Raw genomic sequence first — 24,521 nt, 5'->3', positions numbered from 1 at the left:
AACTCGGCCATAGAAAAAAGGGCTGGAAGTTAGCTTCCAACCCTTTTAAATTCTTTAACTTATTTACCGAAAGCTTCTAAGTAACGTGCCACCACGTTGTCTACGGTGAAGCCAAATTGAGCCATGACTTGGTCAGCTGGACCTGATGCCCCGAAGCCATCGATGCCCACAGTGACGCCGTCTAAGCCGACATATTTTTGCCAACCGAAGGTTGAGGCCATTTCAACAGACAGACGGTTGCGAACGGCATTTGGCAAAACAGATTCCTTGTAAGCCGCATCTTGCTCGTCGAAGCGGTTGAAGGCTGGGAAGGATACAACGGATACATCCACGCCGTGCTCTTCACGTAATTTAGCTTGAGCGGCGACCGCTAAGGCTACTTCAGAACCAGAAGCTAGGAGTAAACCAGCAGGCACTTGACCTTGAGCTGGAGAAACCACATAAGCCCCTTTACGTACGCCTTCTTCTGCCAAGGACTGGCTGTTAGCCAAGACTGGCAAGTTTTGACGTGTTAAGACTAACATACTTGGACGAGTTTGTTCTTCTAACGCAACCTTCCAAGCCACATAAGTCTCGTTCACGTCTGCTGGACGGAAGACGTTGAGGTTAGGCAAGGCACGGAAGGCAGCCAATTGTTCGATTGGTTCGTGGGTTGGGCCGTCTTCCCCAACTGCGATTGAGTCATGTGTCATGACATAGATCACTGGCAATTGAGATAAAGCAGCCAAACGTACAGCAGCCTTGAGGTAGTCAGTGAAGACGAAGAAGGTCCCACCGTAAATCTTAGACCCACCATGGAGAGCTACCCCGTTCATGGCAGCTGCCATGCCGAATTCACGTACCCCGAACCAGATGTTGCGGCCTGCGTAGTTATCAGGCATGAAGTCTTGTTCTTGGCTGTTCATAGTCTTGTTAGAACCAGATAAGTCAGCAGAGCCACCCCATAGGAAAGGCACGCCTTGACCTAAGGCTTGAATGGCCTTGAAGCTTGAGTTACGGCTTGCGTCAGCCGCTGTTTCTGGACCAACTAGTTTCAAGCCTGCATCATAGCCTTCAGGCAATTTACCTTGGAAGGCAGCGACTAAGGCAGCAGCCTTTTCAGGGTGAGCAGCCTTGTAAGCTTCAAATAACTGGTTCCAAGCCTCATTGGCTTTGGCGCCACGCGCTTGAACTTTCTCAGCGAAAAGTTGAGCTGCTTCTTCTGGCACAGTGAAGGCAGGGTAGTTCCAGCCATATTTAGCCTTGGTTGCTGCCCAATCTTCTGCCCCTAAAGGCGCCCCGTGAACCTTGGCAGTCCCCTCGTTCTTAGAACCAAAGCCGATCACGGTCTTGATTTCGATGATAGTTGGTTGGCTAGTGTGAGCCTTAGCTGCTTCAATGGCAGCAGAAATAGCATTCAAGTCGTTACCATCTTCCACGCGGAGATAGTGCCAGCCTTGTGCTTCAAAACGGTCTTTGACATTTTCTACGAAGGCTTGAGATAAGTCCCCGTCCAAGGAAATATCGTTAGAATCGTAGAGCACTACTAATTTACCTAATTGGAGCTTACCAGCTAAGGAGCAGGCTTCATAGGCTACCCCTTCCATTAAGTCCCCGTCACCGCATAGGGCATAGGTGTAGTGGTCGATTACTGGGAAGTCAGGCGTGTTGTAGGTTGCACCTAAGTGAGCTTCAGCCATGGCCATGCCGACAGCTGTCGCAATCCCTTGACCTAAAGGACCAGAAGTCGCTTCTACCCCGTGCGTGTGACCCACTTCTGGGTGACCAGGGGTCTTGCTGCCTAATTGGCGGAAGTTCTTCAAGTCATCAATGCTTACATCAAAGCCAGCGGTATGCAACAGGCTGTATAGCAAGGCTGAACCATGGCCCGCACTGAGGATAAAACGGTCGCGGTTGAGCCAGTCAGAATCCTTAGCGTTAACATTCAAGTGGCCTGCCCACAAGGCATAAGCCATCGGTGCCGCCCCCATTGGTAAACCAGGGTGACCTGAGTTAGCAGCCTCAATTTGATCCACACTCAGGGTCCGTAGGGTATTGACGGCGAGTAAGTCTTTTTCATTAAACATGCGCATATCTCCTTTGCTTTGTTGCTTGCCTTTATTGTAACACGAATCGGGTAAAAATCGAACAAATTAAATGTTCGAATGCTCAAAAATCAATCGATTAATACCTGCCAACGCTCACCCGCCTGATAGGCCTCATGGCAGAGCGCGATTTGTTGGTAGGAGCTTTTGGCTTCAAAGAGTTCCGGCAAGTCATCCGGAGCGAAAAATTCCGCTGCCTGGGTCTCGACATTGGCTTGGAAGTTTTGATTCTGGTAGTCACACTCGATGAAGCACTTGAGAATAGTTAAAGGACTATGACCTGGATTATGCAGATTACGGTCTTGGATCATAATCAGACGCTTAGCCTGCCCGACGACACCGGCCTCCTCCCAAAGCTCCTTGAGGGCGTTAGAAGTCAAAGTCTCCGTCACGTCCATCCAGCCACCTGGCAGGGCCCAGCGTCCATCGGCTTCCTGAACTAACAGAATCTTTCCGTCTCGCCAGACCACCGCTCGGGTATCAACCTTAGGCGTCTGATAGCCATATTCGCCATCAAAGCCCAGGTCCAGCTGCTCCCGAGTCAAATTAGACCTCTGGGCAATAAGTTGCTTGGCGATGACTTGAATCCGCTCATAGCGTTCGGTGTCGAAGACATCCTTAGAATAGAAGACACCCGCCAGGCCAATGGCAATGAGTTCCTTTAACAAGACCAGTTCATCCATACACTTTCTCCTCCCTCTCTACGAAAAAAGAGGCCCCAAGGGCCTCAGGGTCTTGCAAGATTAGAATGAACCTTCGTCTTGCAAACCCCGAAGAAGTTCTTGGAAGGCTTCTTCAGAATCAACTACGTGGAAGGAGGTGCTGCAGCACCCTACACCACAATGACCATCCGCATGGTCTTGTGCGGCCAATTCTTCGTCTTCGATGTTTTCGATTTCTAATGGATTATCTTTTACCATAATACCGCCTCCGGTTGCTTTTGATAACGCTATTATACCAAATTTATCAGGCCTTGTATAGAGACACGCTTAATCCAAACTAGCCAGGCCCAATCAAAAAAGGACAGGAAGTCACCTTCCTGCCCCAAGGACTTATTTTCTAAACTTTGCTTCCATGCGATAAATACGGTGCCCACGCGAAGAGAATTTCTCCTCATATTCAGTCATGACATTATCAGGGAAGTCTGACTGGTGCAAGTCTAACCAGACCTGTTTGAAGTAGAGGCCATACTGAGACATGCTGGCTAAGGAATATTCGAAAAGACCTTGGTTGTCGGTCTTGAAGTGAATCTCCCCTTCTGGCACCAAAATCTCTTGGTATTGAGCCAGAAAATCAGGCGAGGTCAGACGACGCTTGGCATGTTTTTTCTTAGGCCAAGGATCACTGAAGTTGAGGTAGACCAGGGACACTTCGCCCGGCGCGAAGTACTGGTTGAGGTTGCGGCCATCGGCGTGAAGAATCTGCAAGTTAGGTAAGTCTTCCCGGATTTGATGTTCCAAGACCGTCACGATGACACTGGTTTGAATTTCAATACTGATGTAGTTAATTTCAGGATGGCGCTTAGCCATTTCCACGATAAAGCGTCCCTTACCAGAACCGACTTCGATATGAATAGGCTGTTCCTTGGCGAAACGCGTCTGCCACTGGCCACGGAGTGTCTCCGCTTGCTGAGGCACATACTGAGGATGGGCATCCAGTTTATCCTGGGCCCAAGGTTTATGACGTAATCTCATAACTTAGAAAAACTCCTTTGGTTGATGGGCGAGACGCCGCTTATCAGCTTGCGCCCCTTGGTAGATAGATTTCAAGAGTAGCACCAATTCGTTCATACGGTCGAAGCGATTCTCCTGATAATAGTGTTTGATAATGAGTAGACAGTTAATCTGGCTATACCACTGGACTCTTTTGTAGGTGGTGGCATCAAAGCGCAGGCCATAAGTCTTAAGCCATTGGGTCCAGTCGCTAGGCCGGTAATACTCACAGAGTAGACGGCTAAGGTCGCTAAGCGGATCAGCAATGCGGACGTTCTCCCAGTCTACTAGGTAGAGCTGGCCATCTTCCGCCTCCAAGAAATTAAGGTGATGTAAATCCCCATGGCAGACACAGTAGTTAACATTATAGAAGTCATCATCTAAGGCGTCTTCCAGTGAATGAATCACTTCGTTGAAGAAATGGTGCTGACAGAGGGCTGCTGGCAGGTCTTTGAGATAGAGGGCAATAAAGTCCAAGGGATAGAAGAGTTGGTCTTCACTGCGCTTGAGCATCATGAGCAGGTAGTCGGATTGATGAATGGAACGAATCAATTGAATAACTTTTTCCTGCCCCATGTCTTCTCGGCTCAGCAGACGACCATCCTTCCATTCTTGAGCCACCAGGAGGTCCCCTGAATAGGTCCGCTGGGTCCACATGAGCTTAGGCGTAATCCCTTGCGCTGACAAGGCCGCTAAGAAAGGCGAGGAGTTGCGCTTGAAGAAGACGCGTTCGTTATTCTTAACGCCCATATAGGCATCACCACTAGCTCCCCCGATAGGGGTCATTTGCCAGTCTTGTTCCTGTCCATCTCGCATCTGGGCGCCTCCTCTCTCATAAGCATACAGTCCATTTTACCATGGAATGGACCCAGGTAAAATACTTTTCCACTAAATAGTTGATGTAAGCGATTCCTGGTTGTGATTGTAATACTAGCCTCAAGCTCAAATTTCGGTCCTAAGGCCGATGGCAGCCTCCAACTCCTATGTTAGACTAAAATCGATTAAGAAAGGAGTGATTCCCATGGAAGCTAGACTCACCCAAGCATCCAATAAACAACTCAGTAAACTGATTGTATCCAACCTAGCCGGTACGCTCGGTTCTGCCATCCTGACCTTCGTCATCGGCTTGATTATCCTCAAGCACAGTGACTCAGCCATTTACTTCGGCCTGTCCCAGGCAGTAGGGCCAGTGGTTTCCCTGCTACTGCTGCCCTTTACCGGTAGCCTAGTCGATAAATACAACAAACAACACATCATTATTTGGGCTCAAGGTCTCAGTATCCTAGCCCTGGGGCTCTTTGCCGGCTTTATCGCCACCACCCATCTGACTAGCAATCTGCTCATGGTCTTCCTGCTCTTGATTGCCCTCAAGATTTCCGACCAATTCCTGTCTACCGCTTCGGTGTCGGCCGCTACCAACCTAGTTGTTGAGGAGCACGTCCATAAACTCAGATCCATCGAACAAACCATTGGTGCCCTGTCTCAATTTATCGCGCCTATTGCTGGGGTTGCCCTCTATGCCACTCTGCCATTAGAATACCTGGTAGGGCTAGAGATTGTCTTAGAAGCTCTCGTCATTATCATCACCCTGACCCTTAACTTCCACCTCGTTGCGCATCATCAAGCGGATGCTGAAGCCTCTCTCTTCACCCTCTTCAAGGAAGGGCTGGACTTTATCAAGGCCCACAAGAAATTCCAACATACCTTGGCTCTCTTCATGTTCATTAACCTTCTGATTACAGGGATCATTGTGGGCATGCCTTATGTCCAAGTCAAAGTCCTCCACTTCTCAGATTACTACTACGGCCTAACGGAAGCTGCGCTCAGCCTAGGCTTCATCTTAGTGGGGATTTACCTTTCCGCTCGTAAGGCTATCCGCTATCCACTACTCCTAGCCTGGAAATCCATCCTCACCATTGGCGGCCTGGTGGCGCTTATGGGGGCTGTCCTCTGGTTACCTCTGTCAACAGATGCCTTCTTCGCCTTCTTCCTCCTTATTAGTTTATTCTTTGGTGGTATCTCAACGGCCGTTAACATTCCCATGATGACCTGGGTCACCCAGATTGTACCCACTCACTATCAAGGCCGGATTTTCAATATCGTCTCAACGGCTAGCCAGCTCCTCTCGCCCCTAGGCATGGTCATCTTCTCCTTAGGTTTCGACTACTTGCCAGCTAGCCTACTCTTCCTCTTATGCGGCGCTATTATGATAGGCGTAACCGCCTACTGGCCTCGCTTCTACAAGGTCAACATTTTAAGCAACCAATTAGAAGACTAACCTCAACTAAGACCCAGCCACTAGCCAAGCTAGTGGCTTTTTTTCATATTAAAAAGGACTGGAAATATCTTCCAGTCCTTTAGACTCTTATATATCTAAGAAACGACGGATTGAGCGGCCTGCCCCTAGGCGACCTAAGACAATCCCAATCACCAGGAGTCCTGCTCCTACATAGGCCAGAATTGGCATGGTGGCTACCAGCTGGAGATTAGCTAGTCCTAAGAAGCCAGGCAAGTAGCTATGGGCTCCTTCATAGATGCCATACAAGGCACCAAAGGCCAGAAGACCCGAAATCAAGCCAATATAGGCCCCTTCATATTTGAAAGGCGCGCGAATGTAGCGCTTGGTTGCCCCTACTAGGCGCATAATCTCGATTTCTGTGCGGCGGGCCAAAATAGTCAGACGAATAGTGTTTGACACCAGAAGTACCGCAAAGACAACGAAGATAGAGGCCAGTACGGCTAGGACGATCCGCACGGCATTGATGTTGCCTAGAATGGTCTCAACGTCTGTGGAACCATAATTGGCAGCTTCTACCTTGGCTAGCTTACGAATATCCTGGGCCACCTTATCTAGGTTCTCGCCCTTATCCACTGAGACTACATAAACGTTATTGAGGGGGTTCTTGTCCCCTTCAATGACATCGAAGTCAGAAGTGATTGTCTTCTTATAGTGCTCTAGTTCCTCATCCTTGCTGCGATAGACCACATCGGTGACATGCTCCAGGCCTTGGATTTGCGTCTTGAGTGCGGCTTCTTCTTCTTCCGTCGCAATGCGGTCAATCAGCACCCGTACTTGGAAGGTCTGTTCGATATTTCGCGTCGCTTCATTAATGTTAGTCCAAATCAGCACGAAGCTCCCAATCATAATCAAGGTTAAGGTCATGGTGAAGATGGACACCAAGGTCATGAGTCCGTTACGGAAGAGGTTACGGAAACCGTCGCGAATATGACGGAAGAAACTTCTAATGGCTCTCATGGTAATCCCCCTTCCGGTCATCGCGGACAATCCGGCCACCTTCCAGCACCACTACTCGATGTTGGAAGTGGTCCACCAGGGTATCGTTATGGGTCCCCATCAAAATGGTGGTTCCCCGGCGATGAATGGATTCTAGGACACGATGAATGCCCATGGCTGTCTCAGGGTCCAAGTTACCAGTTGGCTCGTCCGCAATCAAGATAGCTGGACGGTTGGCAATAGCCCGAGCAATGGCCACCCGTTGTTGTTCCCCACCTGATAATTGATTTGGATAGGATTTGGCCTTATGGGCTAGGCCCACTAATTCTAAAACTTCCTTAACCCGGGCTTTAATAGTCCGGCCACTCTCGCCCGTTACCTCTAGGGTATAGGCGATATTTTCGTAGACGTTCAATTTAGGCAGCAACTTGAAGTCCTGGAAGACTACCCCTACCGTCCGGCGCAAGTGTGGCACTTGCCGTTCCTTAAGCTTGTTGAGGTTAAAGTCCCCTACCCGGATAGTCCCGCGGGTCTGCATTTCTTCACGATAAAGCAACTTCATCAGGGTCGACTTACCGGAGCCACTTGGCCCAATCAAGTAGACAAACTCCCCTTTGTCAATAAAGAGGTTGATGTCACGTAAGGCAATAGTCCCCTTGTCATATTGTTTGCTGACAAGTTGTAATTGAATCATCTGGTCACCTTCTTTCTCTTTCTTTTTCTAAAATTCGGTCATTCTAAGTCTACCACATTCCCTCGTCCACTGGGTCACAAGGAGATGTCAATTGTGTATCAGGAGGCAGAATCGCCCATTTGCCATTTGAGATAGGCATCGATAAAGCCGTTGAGGTCGCCGTCCATGACAGCCCCCGTGTTGCCCACTTCGTAGCCAGTCCGGTGATCCTTGACCATGGCGTAAGGGTGGAAGACATAGGAGCGAATCTGCGAGCCCCAGGCAATGTCTTTTTGTTCCCCTTTGAGGGCGGCTAATTCCTTGGCCTTGTTCTCTTCCTCTAATTGGTAGAGCTTGGCTTTGAGCATGGCCATGGCTAAATCCCGGTTCTGGAACTGGGAACGTTGGGACTGGCTCTGGGTTACTATGCCGGTCGGAATATGGGTAATTCGAATAGCAGAGGAGGTCTTGTTAATATGCTGACCCCCAGCCCCTGAAGCCCGATAGGTATCAATCCGTAAATCATCGGGGTTGATGTCGATTTCGATGGTATCATCCAACATAGGCGTCACTTCAACCGAAGCAAAGGAAGTATGGCGGCGGCTGTTGGAGTCAAAAGGCGAAATCCGCACCAAGCGGTGCACACCCTTCTCTGACTTGAGATAGCCATAGGCATTGTGGCCTTCAATTTCCAGGGTCACACTCTTAATACCCGCTTCTTCCCCGTCTTGATAATCCAAGACCGTTACCTTGAAGCCCTGCTTATCCGCCCAACGCTGATACATACGCAGTAGCACACTGCCCCAGTCCTGGGATTCGGTCCCGCCAGCCCCTGGGTGAATTTCTAGAATGGCATTATTGGCATCATGAGGTCCCGACAGGAGCAACTTCATCTCATAGGCATCTAAGTCCGCTTGGACTTGGGCAACCTGACCTTCCGCTTCAGCCAAGATATCGGCATCTTCTGTCTCATCATAGAGTTCAAGGGCCACTTCAATGTCCGCCACACCTTCTTCCAAGGCATGAATGGTCGAGTAAGTCTCCTTAGCTAAGTTAAGTTGGCTGATAATTTTCTGAGCCTTTTCGTTATCATCCCAGAAATCAGGCGCCGACATCTGATGTTCGTAGTCGGCAATATCTGCTTCTAAAGCCTCTAAGTCAAAGAGACCCCCTGAAGCTAGCTAATTGGTTATTGGCTTTGTCAATGAATTGACGAATTTCATATAATTCCATAATCAACGCTCCTTCGTTTAGTCAATCACCTTATTGTACCACGCAAAACCTAGTGGGACAATGGTAAAAGGCCCCACCAGGGGGCCTTTGCCTTGAATTGTGCCTAGTTTTAAACTTCTAATCGCTGACGCAATTGCTCGGCCAAAGCGCCCAAGGAAGCCCGGCGGCGGTCCAAGTCAGCTTGTTGGCGGTCTAAATCTGCTAGCTCTTCCTCCACAACCGCTAAATTCTCCCGCCATTGGATCTCGGTTCCACAAGCCGTCTCATGCAATTCCTTAATGCGTTTAATGGCCTTGACCGATAAGCCCAGGGCTCGCAGTTCCAAAATATTGGTCAAAGCCGCCTCATGTTCAGGCAACCACTGATACTTGCCGGCCACCTTATCAGGCACCACGAGACCCTCTTCAATATAGAATCTCAGAGTGTCGCGACTGACCTGGTATTTGGCTTCAATCTGTCCCGTCTGCAACATTTTGGTCTCCTCCTCTTGACAGGGGCTTAGCCCCTCAGGTTTTACTAGAGATAGTAACCTACAAGGAGGTCCTATCATGAAAATTATCTTACTCAGTCTCTTCGTCCTCTACGCCCTAGCCATGCTGGGTGCCAGCCTTCATAGCCGGCGCCCCGGTCTGGCTTGGCTGACCGGACTTAATGTCTTTTGCGCCTTGACCCTTATGATAACCAGCCTAGCAGCCTGCTTGGGTTGGCTGTCGCACGGGCCTGCCTGTTTTGGGCTAGGCCTAGCCTTGCTCAGCCTCATGGTCTGCGCCCCACTCAACGGCCATTATCTATTCGGCCGCATCCAAGCACGTCATCTCCTCATTCGTGGTAGCTTGTCTCTAATTCTCTGGCTAGCCTACTGGCTAAGCTAAGCAAAAGAGCCGACCTAAGGGGTCCGGCTCTTTTTTGGGCTTAACCTAGCAAGTCCCGCAATTTATCGAAGGTCTTGCCATTACGGATGGTAATCTGCGGATAGAAGTCCTCCTTGAGCAGGTACTTGTGGTAGGAGGTCTTGAGGTATTCACTTTCCGTGTATTTGCCCCAGAAGACCGCCCGGTCGCCAAAATGAACCACTTCATCGTGTAGGGGCATGGCCTTAATGCGGGCCTTCATATGCTCATAATCCACCTGATCGGTGTAGAAGAGCACATCACGACGTGCCAAGGGCTCCTGCCACCAGTCCGGCACTTGTGCGGCATCCGCCAAGTAGGCATCGCGACTTAAGACCACATGATAAATGGTAAAAGGATAAGTCGCCAACATATCGCCAATCTTAGCCTTGATGCGCTCCAGAGGCTCCTCCGTTTCGAAAAAGGCATTCCCACTATTAATGTAGGTAGTGACTGCTTCATAACCCAAAGCCTCAAGCTGAGCTCTAAGTTCACTCATGACCACTTTGTTCTTGCCACCCACATTGATTCCACGAAGTAATAAAAGGTATTTCATAAATTTAAAGTCACTCCCTATCTAGCTCCTATTATAGCATAGTTTAGAGCTTGGAAGTCTATTATGCGCATAAAAACCTCGCTCCTATGTTTCAGGAGCGAGGTTGTCTTTTATTGCAGTTGCAAGATACCGTAATAAACAAGTAGCTGTATGACACTTACAAATAGGTTATTCCCAATATGGAGGGCGATGGAATCGATCAGCTGATTCCGACGACGGAAGCTGAGGTAGAAAATAAAGCCCATGCCACCATAGATAGCCCATTCGAAGAAGGTGCTAGAGCCATGTAAATAACCGAATATCACAGACGACACCAGGCCAGCCAACCAACCAAAATTCCCCTTACTACAGAAGAGTTTCTTGAAGTAGCCACGGAAGGCAAGTTCTTCGCTAATCGGTCCAATTACCGAGATAACGAAATAGGCAATCCATAGGCTGGGTTCAGTGGCTAATCCTAATACGTTGCCTAAGGATACATCATTGGCCGTTTTTTGTTGATAAGCTTGCATCATACTGTAGACCAGGATGATCACTATCCGCATAGCAATAGTAGAAACAAGCGCAATACCTAAGTCTTTCCAGCCGAACTTGAGATGTTCACCGGAAAGCTTGTAATAGAACTTGAGACTGATAGCAGTGAAGATAATCCCTCCTGCTAAGGCAGCCAACATCAAGTAAGTCTGTTGATCTCCCACGACTTGAGCCATTAAATTGAAGACGACAACCTGTGGTAACAAGCTGAACATAATAGCTAGGAAGCCCAGGACAATGGCTGGTGGCCAGTAATACCATTTATGTCTTAGCAGGCCAACTGCCTCGGCTCCACTGACTTGGACGGCTAGGCGATGCCAGGCCACTATCCCAATCATAGCTGCGACTGCTAGCAAGATAGCGGTCAGGAAGAGGGCGTGAATATAGCCTGTTCTCTCAGGCAACTTCATCAAGAGCACATACTCTCCCACGACCAGACCAATGGTCACAATATAACCTAACAGCATCAGCATGCTCCGTACCCAGGTGCTGCCTCGACTATAGAGTTCGGAGACATTAGACCATTGGGTAACAGGCTCCAGATAATCCTTGCTGTAGGACCAGCTAGACCAAGCTAGGCTGACCACCAGCCAGGTTAAGATTAAGCAGCCGATGACCCACCACTCCATGCCTAAGAAGAGGCAGAGACCAATCAATAAGACCAGCGCCAGTGGGCTTTGCAGACCAACTAATAACCAGAATTTTTTCTTGAGATAGCCCATTAAATCCATTGGCAGGGTCTTGATATAGGCCAGATTGTCCCTTTCTAAGGAATGGCCCATCATAGCTAGGCCACCGTAGCCAGCGTTAAAGCCAGCAATAAAGATGACCAGAAGCATGAGAGGCGCCAAGTAGCGAGCTTTCACCAATTCCGCCAACAGGTCTGGTTTTTCTGACAAGCCCCCTAGGATGGCAATCAGGAAGATATAAGGGAAGATACTACTCATCAGGATGGCCTGCATGAGCACCGAGCCCTCACTTACCAGTCGCCAAACATAGGTTTTAACCCAAGATAGACGTCCCTGACCATCCAAACTATAGATACGGCTCTTACGCTGACCTATGCCAGATTGGCTAGAAGTTGTCAGGGCTGCTTCGTAAAATTGTGGCACTACTTGAAGCCGCAAGAGGATTTGGAGCGCCACTAAGACGGCTAGCCAAGGTAAGAGCCCCAGCCAGGCACTGATTTGTCCTGGATTCATCACCAGATCATAGAAAGGCATAAAAATCTGTGCCAAGCCAGATAGATGACTTAAATCATCCCGGCTGCCATTGATTTGGAAGACCGCCCAGAAGGTGATAATCATCACCAAAGCCATAAGCAGATTGGAGGCTAGTTGCTTATGTTGACGGAAAACAGTTGTTTTGGTCAAATAATGAGCCAGCACAATCAACAAGGAAATGATGGTGGCCAGAATCAGACTAAAGCCTAGCAGGGCTAGCGGCAAGGTCAAAATCAACAAGCCGGGGCTCTGAATAGCTAAGAGGATAAAGTAGCAGAGGACTGGCAAGATGGTAAAGAGAATGACCATCAAGGCTGACAAGAGCTTGGCCAGCATAATTTCGCCCTCGGTATAGGCATAGGGCCGATATGCTTGCAAGTCGCCACTTTCATAGAAGACGTTGTAGAAAGTCATAAAGCCCTGTCCCAGCATCATGAGCACGAAGACGGAAACAATGACCGTAAATCGAATGGGTGCCCCAGCCAGTTGGAAGAAGCCATTCATAAAGCAAAAGAGAAAGACATACATTGCTCCCACTAGTAGGTACTGGCGGATGAGAATCATGGGTACGTCTAGCTTCTTATTAGGGTTAGCTGCCTGTCTTTGGCGATAACGGGTGAGTGCGCCAGCCTGACCGGCATAGAGGATGTTGACTCTCATCAATTGCCATATCATTTTAAGACGCATGAGACTCGCCTTCTTCCTTACGCCCTGCCAAATTCAAATAGATGGCTTCCAGGCTTTGGTCGGGATGTTCCGCCTTGAGCTCTGCCACGGTCCCATAGAAGATTAATTCCCCCTTCTTAAGGATGGCCAGGCGGTCACAGAGCTGCTCGGCTACTTCTAGCACGTGGGTAGAAAAGAGAACCGTTTTGCCCTTATCGGCATGGGCCCGCATGAGTTGCTTGAGGTCAAAAGCAGCCTGAGGATCCAAACCGGTCATGGGTTCATCGAGAACCCAAATGTCAGGGTCAGACAAGAGAGCGCCAATGACGAAAACCTTCTGCCGCATACCGTGTGAGAAGGTCTCAATGACTTCATAGCGGTGGCTGGCAAAATCAAAGAGACCAAGCAAATCTACTAGTCGATTTTCATAATCCTGCCTGTTTAGGCCATAAGAGGCAGCCACCAAGTCCCAGAATTCCTGGGCCGTTAGGCGTAGGAAGAGGTCTGGCGAATCAGCCACATAGCCAATCTTTTGCTTGATTCTTAGCCGGTGACTAGCCAAGTCCAAGCCATCGACTAGGATTTTGCCTGCAGTCGGGTTAATGACGGAGACCAGGGATTTAATGGTGGTGGATTTGCCGGCCCCATTATGGCCGATTAGGCCGACAATTTGGCCTTCTTGGATGCTAAGGTTGAGATTTTTGAGGGCTTGAGTGGCCCCGTAAGTTTTAGAGACGTCTTGGAATTCAATCATGGGAATTACCTCCTAATCTGCTGATTACTTCTTATTTTTTCTCTGTTGCCAATAAACAAATACGAAGAAACTAAGGCCTAGAATGAGGCCAATGCTAATTCGCAGGGTCGAATCCATCTGAATGAGGGATTCCTGCCAGTAGCCCATGCCACGAGACAGGGCGATGGCAATCAAGCCCATACCTGCCAGAATGGCTAGCCATCTTAGATAGTTAGTTTTCATGGTCATCCTCCTCTTGACTCGACTCTAGGTCTTCTTCTAGGCCAACTTGGCCATCTCGCAAGCGCCGACGTCCTACCGTGTAGGTCACAATCCCGAAGAAGAGGCCTCCTAAGGAATTAATGATAATGTAGCGCCACTGGGTCAGATGGGCCATGCCATCTTCCCCCAAGAGGGCCCCGATGGCTGCTAGCGAAAAGTGCATCCAAACAGCGAAGAAGATTCCCGCCTTAAGGGCCGACCAGACTAAGTCTTTGAGGGCTTGCTGGACCTTGTTAGGTTCGACTTCTAAGGCATCTAGCTTAAGGCGATGAACCTTGGTCGCCACATAGGTGTTGAGTCCTAGTAGAACCAAGAGATTAGATCCAAGCATGCCCCAAAAGGCCCACTCGGGTTGGAAATACCAGAGAAAATAAGCTACGACGTTGGCCAAGCCAAGATAGGGCAGCAAGATCAGATAGGCCTTGTTGCCAATCTTATTGATTTCGGCCATGCGATATTCGTCTAAGTTCTGTACCCCGTAAAAGCGGCGGATCCAGTTCTCCCAACTAAATTTCTTATACTTGTGTGGTTGATTCATGCAATTCGGCCTCCCAGAATAAGGTATTCAAATCTGTCTCGAGCGCATAGGCTAGTTTGAGGCAGAGATCCAAGGATGGATTGTACTTGTCATTTTCGATTAGATTAATGGTTTGTCGGGCGACCCCAACCTCTTTGGCTAGGGCTAATTGTGAGAGTTTCCGGCTCTGACGTAATTCTCGCACGCGGTTCATAGCACGCCTTCTTTCTTATGTGTCACATATATGTTACACATAGTATAGTCCTTTTGGGAGAGGATGTCAACTATATATGACACTTTTTTGAAGTTAGGCCAAACAAGCAAAAAAATCCCATTATATCATATATGATATAATGGGATTTTTGATTATGCGTTAACTTGTTCGCGCTCCAAGTTTTGACGGATTTGTGACTTCATAATGAAGCGTGTCACGTCAAACTCGATTTCAGCAATCATTTCTTGGAAACGTTCGTAACCTTCTGTTTGGTATTCAGTCAATGGGTTGGTTTGAGCGTAAGCCCGCAAGCCGACCCCTTGGCGAAGGTGATCCATCATGTCGATGTGATCTGTCCACTTGCTGTCTACCACACGTAGGATGATCACTTTCTCAAATTCCAAGACTTGTTCTGGACCATAGAGCATGTCCAACTTGCTTTGGAAGACCTTCATAGCTGTGCCGTAGAGGGTTTCTACTAATTCCTTAGCAGATTTGCCTTCTAGGTCTTGAAGGGTCAATTGTTCTGGGTTGACCAGGTTAGCGTGGGCGTAATCCAAGAGACCACGGTAGTTCCAGTCTTTCTTGTCGCCTTCAGTCACGGCTTCCACTTCGCGGATAATGGTACGTTTGATCATGCCTTTGACTGCGTCAGTTAAGTTGTCAGTTTCGTTGATAACTTGTTGACGTTGGCTATAGATAACTTCACGTTGCTCACGCATGACTTCGTCATATTCCAAGACGTTCTTACGTGTATCGTAGTTGTTCCCTTCGACGCGTTTTTGCGCAGATTCTACTTGGCGGGAGAGGAAACGACTGGTAATCGCCATATCTTCCATCTCTTCATCCGTCACATTGAGACGTTCCCACATAGCTTTGATTCGGTCAGAACCGAAACGACGCATGAGGTCATCTTCTAGAGATAGGTAGAATTGGGAAGCACCTGGGTCCCCTTGACGACCTGAACGACCACGGAGCTGGTTATCAATACGACGAGATTCGTGACGTTCAGTCCCGATCACGCAGAGACCACCTAATTCCTTAACGCCGTGACCCAACTTAATGTCAGTACCACGACCGGCCATGTTGGTCGCGATGGTAACGGCGCCACGTTGGCCCGCTTGCATAACGATTTCGGCTTCCTTGAAGTGGTTCTTAGCGTTGAGGACTTCGTGAGGAATGCCTTCCTTGGTCAAGAGATTAGACAGGTATTCTGAGGTTTCAACGGCAACCGTACCAACCAAGATTGGTTGGCCCTTGCTGTGGCGTTCCTTAATGTCAGCCACTACTGCCTTGAATTTAGATTTAAGACTTGGATAGAGTTGGTCTGGCGCATCCACCCGTTGTACTGGACGGTTGGTTGGGATTACGACCACGTTCATGCCATAGATTTCGCGGAATTCTTCTTCCTCGGTCTTGGCTGTCCCGGTCATCCCTGACAACTTCTCATACATACGGAAGTAGTTTTGGAAGGTAATGGTCGCCATAGTCTTAGACTCGTCTTCGATTTCAACGTTTTCCTTAGCTTCGATAGCTTGGTGGAGACCGTCAGAGTAACGACGACCGTCCATGATACGACCCGTAAATGGATCGACGATCTTAACCTTGCCTTCGTCAACTACGTAGTCGATATCGTGCAACATAATGTAGTTAGCACGCAAAGCTTGGTCAATATGGTGAACCAAGACAGAGTTGTTGACATCGTAGAGGTTTTCCAGACGGAAGACACGTTCAGCCTTGTCAACCCCTTGGTCAGTCAAGGCGATGGTCTTAGAAGTCAAGTCAATGGTGTAGTCTTCTTCAGCCTTCAAGCCCTTTGCGAAGTAGTCTGCCCGGGTGTAGAGAGCGGTTGATTTCTCAGCTTGACCAGAGATAATCAATGGGGTACGAGCTTCATCGACTAAGATGGAGTCCACTTCATCGACTACCGCAAAGTGCAATGGACGTTGTACCATTTGCTCCTTGTAAACCACCATGTTATCACGGAGGTAGTCAAAGCCTAATTCGTTGTTAGTAGAGTAAGTGATGTCACAGTTGTAAGCTTCTCGCTTCTCAGCAGATGACATGCTGTTGAGGTTAAGCCCGACAGTCAAGCCTAGGAACTCGTAGACAGCCCCCATTTCCTTGGAGTCACGGGTTGCTAAGTATTCGTTAACGGTCACGACGTGAACCCCTTTGCCAGTTAGGGCATTGAGGTATACCGGCATGGTTTCGGTCAAGGTTTTCCCTTCCCCGGTACGCATTTCAGCAATGTTACCGCCATGGATGACAATCCCACCTTGGATTTGGACGCGGTATGGGAAGAGACCCAAGACACGACGGTCCGCTTCACGCACAACAGCGAAAGCTTCTACTAAGAGGTCGTCTAATTTAGTACCTGCTTCCAGGCGTTTCTTAAATTCAGCCGTTTGGGCGCGTAATTCTTCATCGCTCATGGCCTTGTATTTGTCTTCTAACGCCATGACTTGGTCGGCAATACGACCTGTCCGGCGCAATTCTGCTTTATCGTTTTCAACGAGGTTTCTTAGAAAATTAGCCATTAATAATCTCCTTTGTTTATCTACATCATAAGTTATGCCTAATGCATCTATTCTATTATAGCAGAATTCGTGCAGAATTTGAATGTTTTTATACTAAAAAATGAAAAAAAGCCAGGCCGAACTCTTGTCCGCCTGGTTGGAATCTAGCATCATGATAATGTCCCAGCTCGCCTCCATGAACACAAAGCTAGTCTCCACCATAAAAAGAAGGGCGAGACTCCTGTCTCGCCCTCACAAATTCAACTTTAGCTTAGAGTTCTGCCGTCTCAATCAGACCATAGCGGCCATCTTTACGACGATAGACAATGCTGAATTCTTCTGTTTCTGCGTCTGTGTAGACGAAGAAGTCATGGCCCAGCATGTTCATTTGTAATACCGCTTCTTCGCTGCTCATTGGCTTGAGGCTAATGCGTTTTGACCGCACGATATCTAGCTCAGGTTCTTCGCTAGCAGGTTCACTTGCCTGGTTGAGGAGCGCATCATAAGCCCCTGCATCGCCATGCACTTCGCGATATTTACGGTGAATTTTTGTTTTATGTTTACGCACTTGGCGTTCGAGTTTATCAACCACCAGGTCAATACTTGCATATAAATCTGGGTTGGTTTCTTCCGCACGCAACACTAGGAAGGAGAGCGGAATGGTCACTTCGGCTTTAGCTGTCTTGTCGGGATATACCTTGAGGTTAACGTAAGCCGTCGCATCTGGCGCATTGTCGAAGAAACGCTCTAACTTGCTGACTTTCTTCTCTGCATAGTCACGGATGGCTTTGGTCACTTCAATATTTTCTCCGCGTACATTATAGTTAAACATAACCGAATCCCTCATTTCTGTTGGTGATTAATAGGGTTAATCCCGGGATGTTAATCCTATTGTCAAGCAGTTTATCTTCTGCTTATGCTTATTATAGCATACCTATCCTAAGATTGAAAGCGGAAACACTCAATTATTTTTCGACTCTCCCCTCGCGGAATAAAGAAAAGGAATAGAGGGGGATTTGCCGATTTTTTGCTACAGGATACAACAAGGATTTAGCCCGCAAGAGGGTGCTTCCAGTCGTGTAAACATCATCAAAGAGCCACCATTCGCCCCTAGGCAAATGAGCTAACACCTCTTCCTTGAGGGCAAAAACTTGGCCCAGCGCTAGGCGTTGTTGTCGGCTCTTGCTAGCTTGCTTGACTCCATCCCCCACATAGTCAAAAGGACAAAAAACCTTCAAACCCGCCACTTCTAAGAGCTGGCGCGTGGCATGAAATTGGCGTTGGGCCAAACTGGCTGGCGACGAGGGCAAGACCAACCAATGGGCTTTTGGATGTTGATTTGCAAAGGCCCTCAAACGCTGAGCGGGTGCCTGGGCCTGACGAATATCCCCTAAGTATTTGTAGCTGTGGAGCCACTGGCGCAGGGCTCCTTGATAGGGACAGAGGGCTTGGTGATGGATTAAGTCAATGGGATAAAAGCTGAGCCAGGCCTGACATTCTTGACAATAGGCATGTTGATCCTGCCAGATAGCCACGGCATGATAGGGATCCTGGGCCTCCTGGCACAAGGCCCGGCCGCACCCCCAACAAATGACCTGGCCTTCAATTCGAGTCTTCCAGAGATCTTGGCAGGCGCGACAGAGAACTGACTCCGGCAAGGGTCCCCAAGCTAGGTAGTCCCAGATGGTCGGGCCCTGATGGCAGGCTTCGTGACACATGATACACTTCAAACTTTCCACCTCCTAGTTGGCCCGCAAAAGCCCACGCGCCTGAGCTGTCTGATTGAGGGCCCCAAGTTGCTGGATGGCCTGGCGCATGGCAAGACTTTGCCCCTGATGCAACCACCAAAGAGCCCCCGTCGGCTGGTCGGCGCTTCGCCCTACCCGACCGCTCATTTGCATAAGACTGGCTCGCGTATAGAGTTCATCATCCGCCCCCAGAATACAGACCTGGCAATGGGGCAAAGTCACACCCCGCTCTAAAATGGTCGTGGTCACCAATAAATCCAGCCTGCCTTGTCGTAGCGCCGTTACCTTGTCCTGGCGCTTGGGGTCACTGGCATGAACTGAGCTTAGCGCCAGATTCGGCAGCAAAGGCTTCAAAAGGCGAGCACAGGCCTGGGCTTGCGGAATGTGGGGCACAAAAAGTAATTTAGGACCTTCTAAATGGCCGAAGCGCCGCAAAATCTGCTTAAGCGGCCGAATCAAGCGACCGGCAGCTAAGCCCTTAGGCCAGGCCCCTACCCACTGCAACTCTGGCAGGGGCAAAGGATGTCCATGATAGCGAGCCGGCAGTTGTTGGCAGACCAAGCGCCCCGCCTCCCAGTCAGACAAGAGCCGGTCATCCGGTGTGGCGGTCAGATAAACTAATAAGCCACCCGGTTTAAGGGCTCGCCTTACTGCCTCATGTAGGGCACGAGAATCCACATAGGGAAAGGCATCCACCTCATCCACAATCAAGCAGTCAAAGGCCTGATAGGAACGTAACAGTTGGTGGGTTGTGGCTAGCGTTAGGGGCTTGAGCTCATATCGATCTTGGCTCCCCCCATAGAGGACCTGACAGTCTAAGCCAGCAAAGGCTGCCTTAACACGAGGCGCTAGCTCCAAGCAGACATCAATTCGGGGCGAGGCCAGACAGACCCGGCCTCCATCCATGAGCACCTGCTCCAACAAAGGAAAAACCAACTCGGTCTTGCCAGCGCCAGTGACTGCCCAGACTAATTGTGGTCGCCGCTCCTGGCCCCGCCAGGTTTCAACTAGCTTCTGGGCAATTTCAGCCTGACTTGGTGTCAGTTCCCCCTGCCAAGTCAGCGGAGACTGGCTCAGGAGCCGTCCCGCTAGAGCTGGCTGACAATACAGCCTTTGGCCTGACATGACACGACCTAGAGATAGGCAGTCCAAGCAATAAGTCCTAGGCTGACCGTCCAGCCCTTGGAAGGTCCAAAACTGACGCGGATCTTGGTTACCACAACGACCACAGACCCAGGGCGGTCCCGTCAGGGCAGGCTTTGAAGGCAGACTAGCTAGCCAAGTTTCTAGGTTCTGCCCCCTAGCTTCCGCCAACTTCCATACTTCTTGGGCTTCTGTCTGGGTCAAACAGCGACCTGCTAAATAATCCTGGACTTCCATCTCGATCCCTCCCTCTATAAATACCCAAAAGAGGGGGACTTAACACTTTTCTTCTTCTAACATTTTGATGACAAAACAAAAAGGCTAGAACCCTTAGGTCCTAGCCTTGATTATTTTAGTCTTGTTGTTCAACGAATTTCCAACTTGGGTGGATAGTATTCAGTTCCTGGGCGATGTTAAGACAGTGGTCACCAATACGCTCGAAGTCGGTCAGAATCTTAGCGAAGTGGACACTGTTGCTGGTCCCACAGACCTTACTCTTAAGCCGTTGAATTTGCATGCGTTCGAAGGTTTCGTAGGCTTGGTCGATTAATTGTTCCTGGTTGTTGACTTCCTCCAGGTTATCACCCACGGTTTCCTTGAGTTGGTCTAAGATTTCTAGAGCCAAGCGTGACATGGTTGCTAATTCTTCCCGCGCTTCTTCAGACAGGTCGTGCTTGCTGTCATGAATTAGAAGCAGACGCTCCATAATGTTGGTAGCATGGTCGCCCAGACGCTCTAAGTCAGAGGCAATCTTGACATATTCCCCACTCTGCAAATTGGCATCGTGGGTCAGAGACATGGCCGCATATTGGACAATCTGCTGGTTGAGCTCGTCGATGTCCTGCTCACGACTCTTAATCTCGGCCACCTTCTCCTCAACCTCTGTCTCATCATAGAGGCTGAAGGCAATGGCTACGTTTTGTCGTACTAAACCTAACATATTCATGACTTCCTTGTAGAGTTGCGCCCCCATCATGGTGGTCAAACCAACATGGTATTCTTGATTGAAGATGTTGAAGTCCAAGTGATGCACCACACTTGGTGTTGGCGCTTCTGGTAAGATTGGCAAGAAGACATAGGTCAGACGCACTAATTGAGCCCCAAATGGCAAGAGCAAGAAGGTGGTCACCACGTTGAAGATAGTATGAACGTTGGCGATTTGGACTGGCACATTGCCTGGCGTTAGGCCTTCCATCCAGTGGACAAATGGCGTTGTCATGCTAATAGCTACGAAGATGACCGTCCCAATTACGTTGAATAAGAGATGAATCAAGGTCGCCCGCTTAGCATTACGCTCGGAACCAATCGAAGCCAGAATGGCTGTAATACAGGTCCCGATGTTTTGCCCGAAGAGGACGTAAATGGCGCTTGGCAAGGTAACAACCCCACTGAGGGCCAAGGTCTGCAAAATCCCGACTGAGGCTGAACTGGACTGAATGATGGCGGTAAAGATGGCCCCGACCGCAATCCCCAGTAATGGATTCTCGAATTTAGCTAAGAGACCAGTAAATTCTGGCATATAACGGAGCGGCTCCATGGATTGCGACATGTGTTCCAAGCCCATGAAGAGCATCCCAAGCCCAATCAGGACTTGGCCCGCAGCTGCGGAGCGGCCTTTGGCGGCAAACATGGCCAAGAGGACCCCAGCGAAGAGGATAAGTGGCGCATAGGCCGAGAAATTCAAGGCAATCAACTGCCCGGTAATGGTGGTCCCGATATTGGCCCCCATGATAATCCAGACCGCACTTTTGAGGTCCATTAAACCTGAGTTAACGAACCCAATGGCCATAACTGTGGTCGCGGAAGAAGACTGAGTCAAGGCAGCGACTAAGGCACCGACCCCTACCCCGATGAAGCGGTTAGCGGTCAATTTCTCCAGAATCTGCTTGAGACGACTGCCGGCAGCCGTTTCTAGCCCTTGTGACATGAGGGTCATCCCGAAGAGGAAGAGCCCTAAACCACCCAAGAGGCCGAAAATATTCGTTAATGCCATGTGATAATTCCCTTTCTTTCAATAGACACGATGATTTCAACTAACTATAGTATAACAAGACTTGTTGGGAAAAAAAAGAAGAAATTAAGAGCGAAACAATGAAGTGTCGCTTGCTCCACAAGCAAACGACACTTTCTGTCTTTATTTGGCACCCAAGAGTAATTCCTTCATATGAACCAGTTGGGTGATGGTGCGGTTAACAGGTGTTGGGATGCCAGCAGCTTCCCCAATTCGGGTTACGGCCCCGTTGATGTAATCAACTTCAGTCAAACGACGGTTGATAATCAAATCTTGGTACATGGAAGCATGGTGCTCACGAATCTTAAGGGAAGCAGAGATAATGAATTGAGTCAGTTCTGCTGGGTCAAATTCCACCCCTTGGGTTGCGGCTACTGCCGTGAACTCTTGGGCGATAGCAGACACTAATTCTTCCGTGTAAGGATTGTCGAAGAAGCCACCCAGGTCGCATTCCAACAAGGCAGTTGGTGCGTTACCGCAGGCATTGACGCAGGCTTTGCGCCAAATGGCTGCCTTGACATTTTCGCTGTAACTAGCTTGCAAGCCCGCCGCATCTAAGGCTGCCACAATGGCTTGGGTCTTAGCACGAGCACTTGGTGTGTCGACAAAGTTTTGCAGGGACAGGCTTCCCACGCCATGCAGTACTGCCCGGCCTGGTCCATCCAAAGCGGCTGACCAAATGGTAGAGCCCATGACTAGGTTCTCTTCGGCCACATATTGCTTCATGACTAACTCGTGGCCTAATCCATTGAGTAGGCAGACCACCGCCGTGTCAGGTCCGAAGACCGGTTGAATGGCTGATAGCATGTCCGCCAACTGCATAGCCTTGGTGAAGACGATGACCACGTCCACTTGTTCGGTCACTTCTTCCGGATAATAGATAGGGAATTGCTCCACCACTTCCTGACCATTCCAGTCGACATGTAGACCATTTTGGCGGATGGCTTCAATATGAGCCGGCCAGCGGTCGATTAAGATAACCTCCTGGCCACTTTGTTTAAGTTGGTAGGCAAAACGGCAGCCCATAGCGCCGGCGCCAGCAATTGCAAATTTCATAGTTTTGTCTCCTTTTCTTCAATTAGATAGTAATACGATAGTTTTCTGGGTCAATCCAGCCTAGGCGGGTGACGAAGAGGTAGTCGCTAGCAAAGCCCAAAACAATTGGGGCCACGACGAAGAGTAAGACTGTTACTAGGCCATTCCCGGCTGTCCAACCCACGATATTGAGGTGGTTGACCGGGCCTACTAAACCACTGAGGCCAAAGCCAGCTGATAGCGGCGTCCCCTGAATGTAGAAGACGGAGGCCAGGAGGCCCATAATGCCGGCATTAAGGCAGATTGGCAATAAGAGCTTAGGATGACTGATAATGTTAGGCATGGATAGCTTAGGCGAGCCGATGAAATGGGCGATACAGGTCCCTAGGGAGTTAACCCGACGACCTGCAATGGCTAAGGCAAAGCCACAAGCCACAATCCCTAGGTTGGCCGCCCCTGAACCGACACCCGCCAAGGAAATGGCAATCCCAATGCCGACAGAGGAAATAGGCGACACAATAATCAAGGCAAAAATAATCGCTAAACAGATGCAGAGCGTGGTTTGCTCTAAGGTCAAGAGATGGGCGATAAATTCACCAATCTTACCGGTAATGAGGATGAAGTATGGATAGAGCACACGGCCTAGGCCACCCGCCACAATGACGGTCAAGGTTGGAATGACCAGAATAGCGTAAGCCCCCACCAGTGGTCGCAAGAATTGGATGACCGCTACTGCCAGACCGGCCGTCACACACATGGTGATAATGTCCCCGGTCCCCTTAAGCTGCAGGCCAGACTCTAGGAATTGAAGGGAACCACCTGCCAACATGGTGGTCATACCGACCGTGATGCTCTCTAGGGGGTTAAGGGCGAAACGAATGGCAACCGCCACCCCAATCGCAAAGCCAACAAAGGTGTTGGTGGCACTGACAATCTGGGTCATGAAGGCCAAGTCAGGGAAACTTGGCGTTAGGGCCTTGAAGAGTTCTCCTAGGAGAGCCCCGGGAATCAAGGCAGCGATGACCCCTAGGGCGGAGCCATTTAAGACATTCATTAGGAATGATTTGAAGGATTTCATCATAGGATTTCCTCGCTTTCATCAAGTTTACAAGTACTAGTATACCCTAAGCAAGACTACAAAAAAAGAGGCTGGCCCCATAAAACCCTTCCGACACAAAAAATAAGCTAGGCCCCGGAGGTCCTAGCTTAATATTTCAACTTAGTGATGGTGGTGACAACAACCCTTGGGATGGGGCTTAGGACTGCCATCTGGCAGGGTTGAACGTCTTAAGGTAAAGTAGTCCGGCACCGGGTCCTTGCCCCCTGCTACAAAGGGATGGCAGCGACTAATCCGCGCCAAGCCCATGATGAGGCCCTTGAAGGCGCCGTGTTTTTCAATGGCTTGGATGGTGTAGGTGGAACAGGTCGGACTGTAGCGGCAACTAGGCGGAAACAGTGGCGATAGGGCCAACTGGTAGAAACGCACTAGCTTAATGAAGAGCCAGCGGAACATCCT

At 49.4% G+C, this 24,521-nt stretch carries 25 protein-coding genes; 2 read left to right on the top strand and 23 right to left on the bottom strand.

All coding sequences use genetic code 11. The features are described 5' to 3' along the window. Positions 1-59: 59 nt before the first annotated feature. The 5 genes from tkt to HMPREF3093_RS07430 form a co-directional block, all read right to left on the bottom strand. Positions 60-2,066, bottom strand: coding sequence for a transketolase (gene tkt / locus HMPREF3093_RS07445; RefSeq protein ID WP_070756359.1), 2,007 nt, complete (start codon positions 2,064-2,066; stop codon positions 60-62). 89 nt (positions 2,067-2,155) lie between these two features. Beyond that, positions 2,156-2,767 (bottom strand): NUDIX hydrolase, encoded by a 612-nt coding sequence (locus HMPREF3093_RS07440; protein ID WP_070756358.1) that lies wholly within the window; start codon positions 2,765-2,767, stop codon positions 2,156-2,158. A gap of 60 nt (positions 2,768-2,827) precedes the next feature. Continuing rightward, a complete protein-coding gene (locus tag HMPREF3093_RS09825) occupies positions 2,828-3,004 on the bottom strand; it encodes a hypothetical protein (protein ID WP_023391357.1) in 177 nt (58 codons plus the stop codon). 132 nt (positions 3,005-3,136) lie between these two features. Next, positions 3,137-3,778 (bottom strand): tRNA (guanosine(46)-N7)-methyltransferase TrmB, encoded by a 642-nt coding sequence (gene trmB, locus HMPREF3093_RS07435; RefSeq protein WP_023391358.1) that lies wholly within the window; start codon positions 3,776-3,778, stop codon positions 3,137-3,139. 3 nt (positions 3,779-3,781) lie between these two features. Continuing rightward, a complete protein-coding gene (locus tag HMPREF3093_RS07430) occupies positions 3,782-4,612 on the bottom strand; it encodes a phosphotransferase family protein (protein WP_070756357.1) in 831 nt (276 codons plus the stop codon). 205 nt (positions 4,613-4,817) lie between these two features. On the opposite strand from HMPREF3093_RS07430, the gene HMPREF3093_RS07425 reads away from it, so the two are divergent. After that, entirely contained in the window at positions 4,818-6,074 is a 1,257-nt protein-coding gene (locus tag HMPREF3093_RS07425) for an MFS transporter (RefSeq protein ID WP_070756356.1), read from the top strand. Positions 6,075-6,161: 87 nt separating this feature from the next. Here the strand turns inward: HMPREF3093_RS07425 and ftsX are convergent, their stop codons facing one another. The 4 genes from ftsX to HMPREF3093_RS07405 form a co-directional block, all read right to left on the bottom strand. Continuing rightward, a complete protein-coding gene (ftsX, locus tag HMPREF3093_RS07420; RefSeq protein ID WP_070756355.1) occupies positions 6,162-7,052 on the bottom strand; it encodes a permease-like cell division protein FtsX in 891 nt (296 codons plus the stop codon). After that, positions 7,039-7,725: a cell division ATP-binding protein FtsE gene (ftsE, locus tag HMPREF3093_RS07415; protein ID WP_070756354.1), complete on the bottom strand. Its 687-nt coding sequence runs from the start codon at positions 7,723-7,725 to the stop codon at positions 7,039-7,041. The genes ftsX and ftsE overlap by 14 nt, the downstream gene beginning before the upstream one ends. A gap of 98 nt (positions 7,726-7,823) precedes the next feature. Further along, positions 7,824-8,937, bottom strand: a protein-coding gene (gene prfB / locus HMPREF3093_RS07410) for a peptide chain release factor 2 (RefSeq protein ID WP_180363287.1) whose coding sequence is annotated in 2 segments (ribosomal slippage) — positions 7,824-8,864 and positions 8,866-8,937 — 1,113 coding nt in all. Because the reading frame shifts where the segments join, the coding sequence is not laid out codon by codon here. A gap of 109 nt (positions 8,938-9,046) precedes the next feature. Continuing rightward, complete coding sequence (locus HMPREF3093_RS07405) at positions 9,047-9,409, bottom strand: MerR family transcriptional regulator (RefSeq protein WP_180363286.1); 363 nt, start codon at positions 9,407-9,409, stop codon at positions 9,047-9,049. Positions 9,410-9,485: 76 nt separating this feature from the next. Here HMPREF3093_RS07405 and HMPREF3093_RS07400 point away from each other — a divergent pair, with 76 nt between their 5' ends. Continuing rightward, on the top strand, positions 9,486-9,809 hold the full coding sequence (locus HMPREF3093_RS07400; protein ID WP_070756352.1) for a hypothetical protein: 324 nt from the start codon (positions 9,486-9,488) through the stop codon (positions 9,807-9,809). A 40-nt stretch (positions 9,810-9,849) separates the two neighbouring features. On the opposite strand, the gene HMPREF3093_RS07395 is transcribed toward HMPREF3093_RS07400, so the two are convergent. From HMPREF3093_RS07395 to yidD, 14 genes are all read right to left on the bottom strand, one after another. Next, positions 9,850-10,383, bottom strand: a complete 534-nt coding sequence (locus HMPREF3093_RS07395) for a DUF1697 domain-containing protein (protein WP_070756351.1) — start codon at positions 10,381-10,383, stop codon at positions 9,850-9,852. A 110-nt stretch (positions 10,384-10,493) separates the two neighbouring features. Further along, complete coding sequence (locus HMPREF3093_RS07390; protein ID WP_070756350.1) at positions 10,494-12,824, bottom strand: type II CAAX endopeptidase family protein; 2,331 nt, start codon at positions 12,822-12,824, stop codon at positions 10,494-10,496. After that, entirely contained in the window at positions 12,814-13,557 is a 744-nt protein-coding gene (locus HMPREF3093_RS07385; RefSeq protein WP_070756349.1) for an ABC transporter ATP-binding protein, read from the bottom strand. Before HMPREF3093_RS07385 ends, HMPREF3093_RS07390 begins: the two co-directional genes overlap by 11 nt. A 24-nt stretch (positions 13,558-13,581) precedes the next feature. Further along, positions 13,582-13,779: a hypothetical protein gene (locus HMPREF3093_RS07380; RefSeq protein WP_023391369.1), complete on the bottom strand. Its 198-nt coding sequence runs from the start codon at positions 13,777-13,779 to the stop codon at positions 13,582-13,584. After that, positions 13,769-14,356, bottom strand: a complete 588-nt coding sequence (locus tag HMPREF3093_RS07375; RefSeq protein WP_070756348.1) for a DUF3278 domain-containing protein — start codon at positions 14,354-14,356, stop codon at positions 13,769-13,771. The genes HMPREF3093_RS07380 and HMPREF3093_RS07375 overlap by 11 nt, the downstream gene beginning before the upstream one ends. Further along, positions 14,334-14,549: a helix-turn-helix transcriptional regulator gene (locus HMPREF3093_RS07370; protein ID WP_070756347.1), complete on the bottom strand. Its 216-nt coding sequence runs from the start codon at positions 14,547-14,549 to the stop codon at positions 14,334-14,336. Before HMPREF3093_RS07370 ends, HMPREF3093_RS07375 begins: the two co-directional genes overlap by 23 nt. Positions 14,550-14,701: 152 nt before the next feature. Next, positions 14,702-17,089, bottom strand: a complete 2,388-nt coding sequence (gene secA, locus HMPREF3093_RS07365) for a preprotein translocase subunit SecA (protein WP_070756346.1) — start codon at positions 17,087-17,089, stop codon at positions 14,702-14,704. Between the two features lie 250 nt (positions 17,090-17,339). Then, complete coding sequence (gene hpf / locus HMPREF3093_RS07360; RefSeq protein ID WP_035364003.1) at positions 17,340-17,900, bottom strand: ribosome hibernation-promoting factor, HPF/YfiA family; 561 nt, start codon at positions 17,898-17,900, stop codon at positions 17,340-17,342. A gap of 133 nt (positions 17,901-18,033) precedes the next feature. Beyond that, complete coding sequence (locus HMPREF3093_RS07355) at positions 18,034-18,798, bottom strand: ComF family protein (protein ID WP_143227684.1); 765 nt, start codon at positions 18,796-18,798, stop codon at positions 18,034-18,036. Between the two features lie 12 nt (positions 18,799-18,810). Further along, positions 18,811-20,196 (bottom strand): ATP-dependent helicase ComFA, encoded by a 1,386-nt coding sequence (locus tag HMPREF3093_RS07350; RefSeq protein ID WP_083316308.1) that lies wholly within the window; start codon positions 20,194-20,196, stop codon positions 18,811-18,813. Between the two features lie 115 nt (positions 20,197-20,311). Continuing rightward, positions 20,312-21,952, bottom strand: coding sequence for a Na/Pi cotransporter family protein (locus tag HMPREF3093_RS07345; RefSeq protein ID WP_070756344.1), 1,641 nt, complete (start codon positions 21,950-21,952; stop codon positions 20,312-20,314). 141 nt (positions 21,953-22,093) lie between these two features. Further along, complete coding sequence (locus HMPREF3093_RS07340; RefSeq protein WP_070756343.1) at positions 22,094-23,026, bottom strand: 2-dehydropantoate 2-reductase; 933 nt, start codon at positions 23,024-23,026, stop codon at positions 22,094-22,096. A 22-nt stretch (positions 23,027-23,048) separates the two neighbouring features. After that, positions 23,049-24,059, bottom strand: a complete 1,011-nt coding sequence (locus HMPREF3093_RS07335) for a PTS sugar transporter subunit IIC (protein WP_257244562.1) — start codon at positions 24,057-24,059, stop codon at positions 23,049-23,051. Positions 24,060-24,224: 165 nt separating this feature from the next. After that, positions 24,225-24,518, bottom strand: a complete 294-nt coding sequence (gene yidD / locus HMPREF3093_RS07330) for a membrane protein insertion efficiency factor YidD (RefSeq protein WP_070756341.1) — start codon at positions 24,516-24,518, stop codon at positions 24,225-24,227. Between the last annotated feature and the right edge of the window lie 3 nt (positions 24,519-24,521).

This window comes from Abiotrophia sp. HMSC24B09, assembly GCF_001815865.1.
Taxonomy (GTDB): Bacteria; Bacillota; Bacilli; order Lactobacillales; family Aerococcaceae; genus Abiotrophia.
The sequence above is the reverse complement of the archived record's forward strand: the minus strand, read 5'-3'. Positions and strand labels throughout refer to the sequence as shown.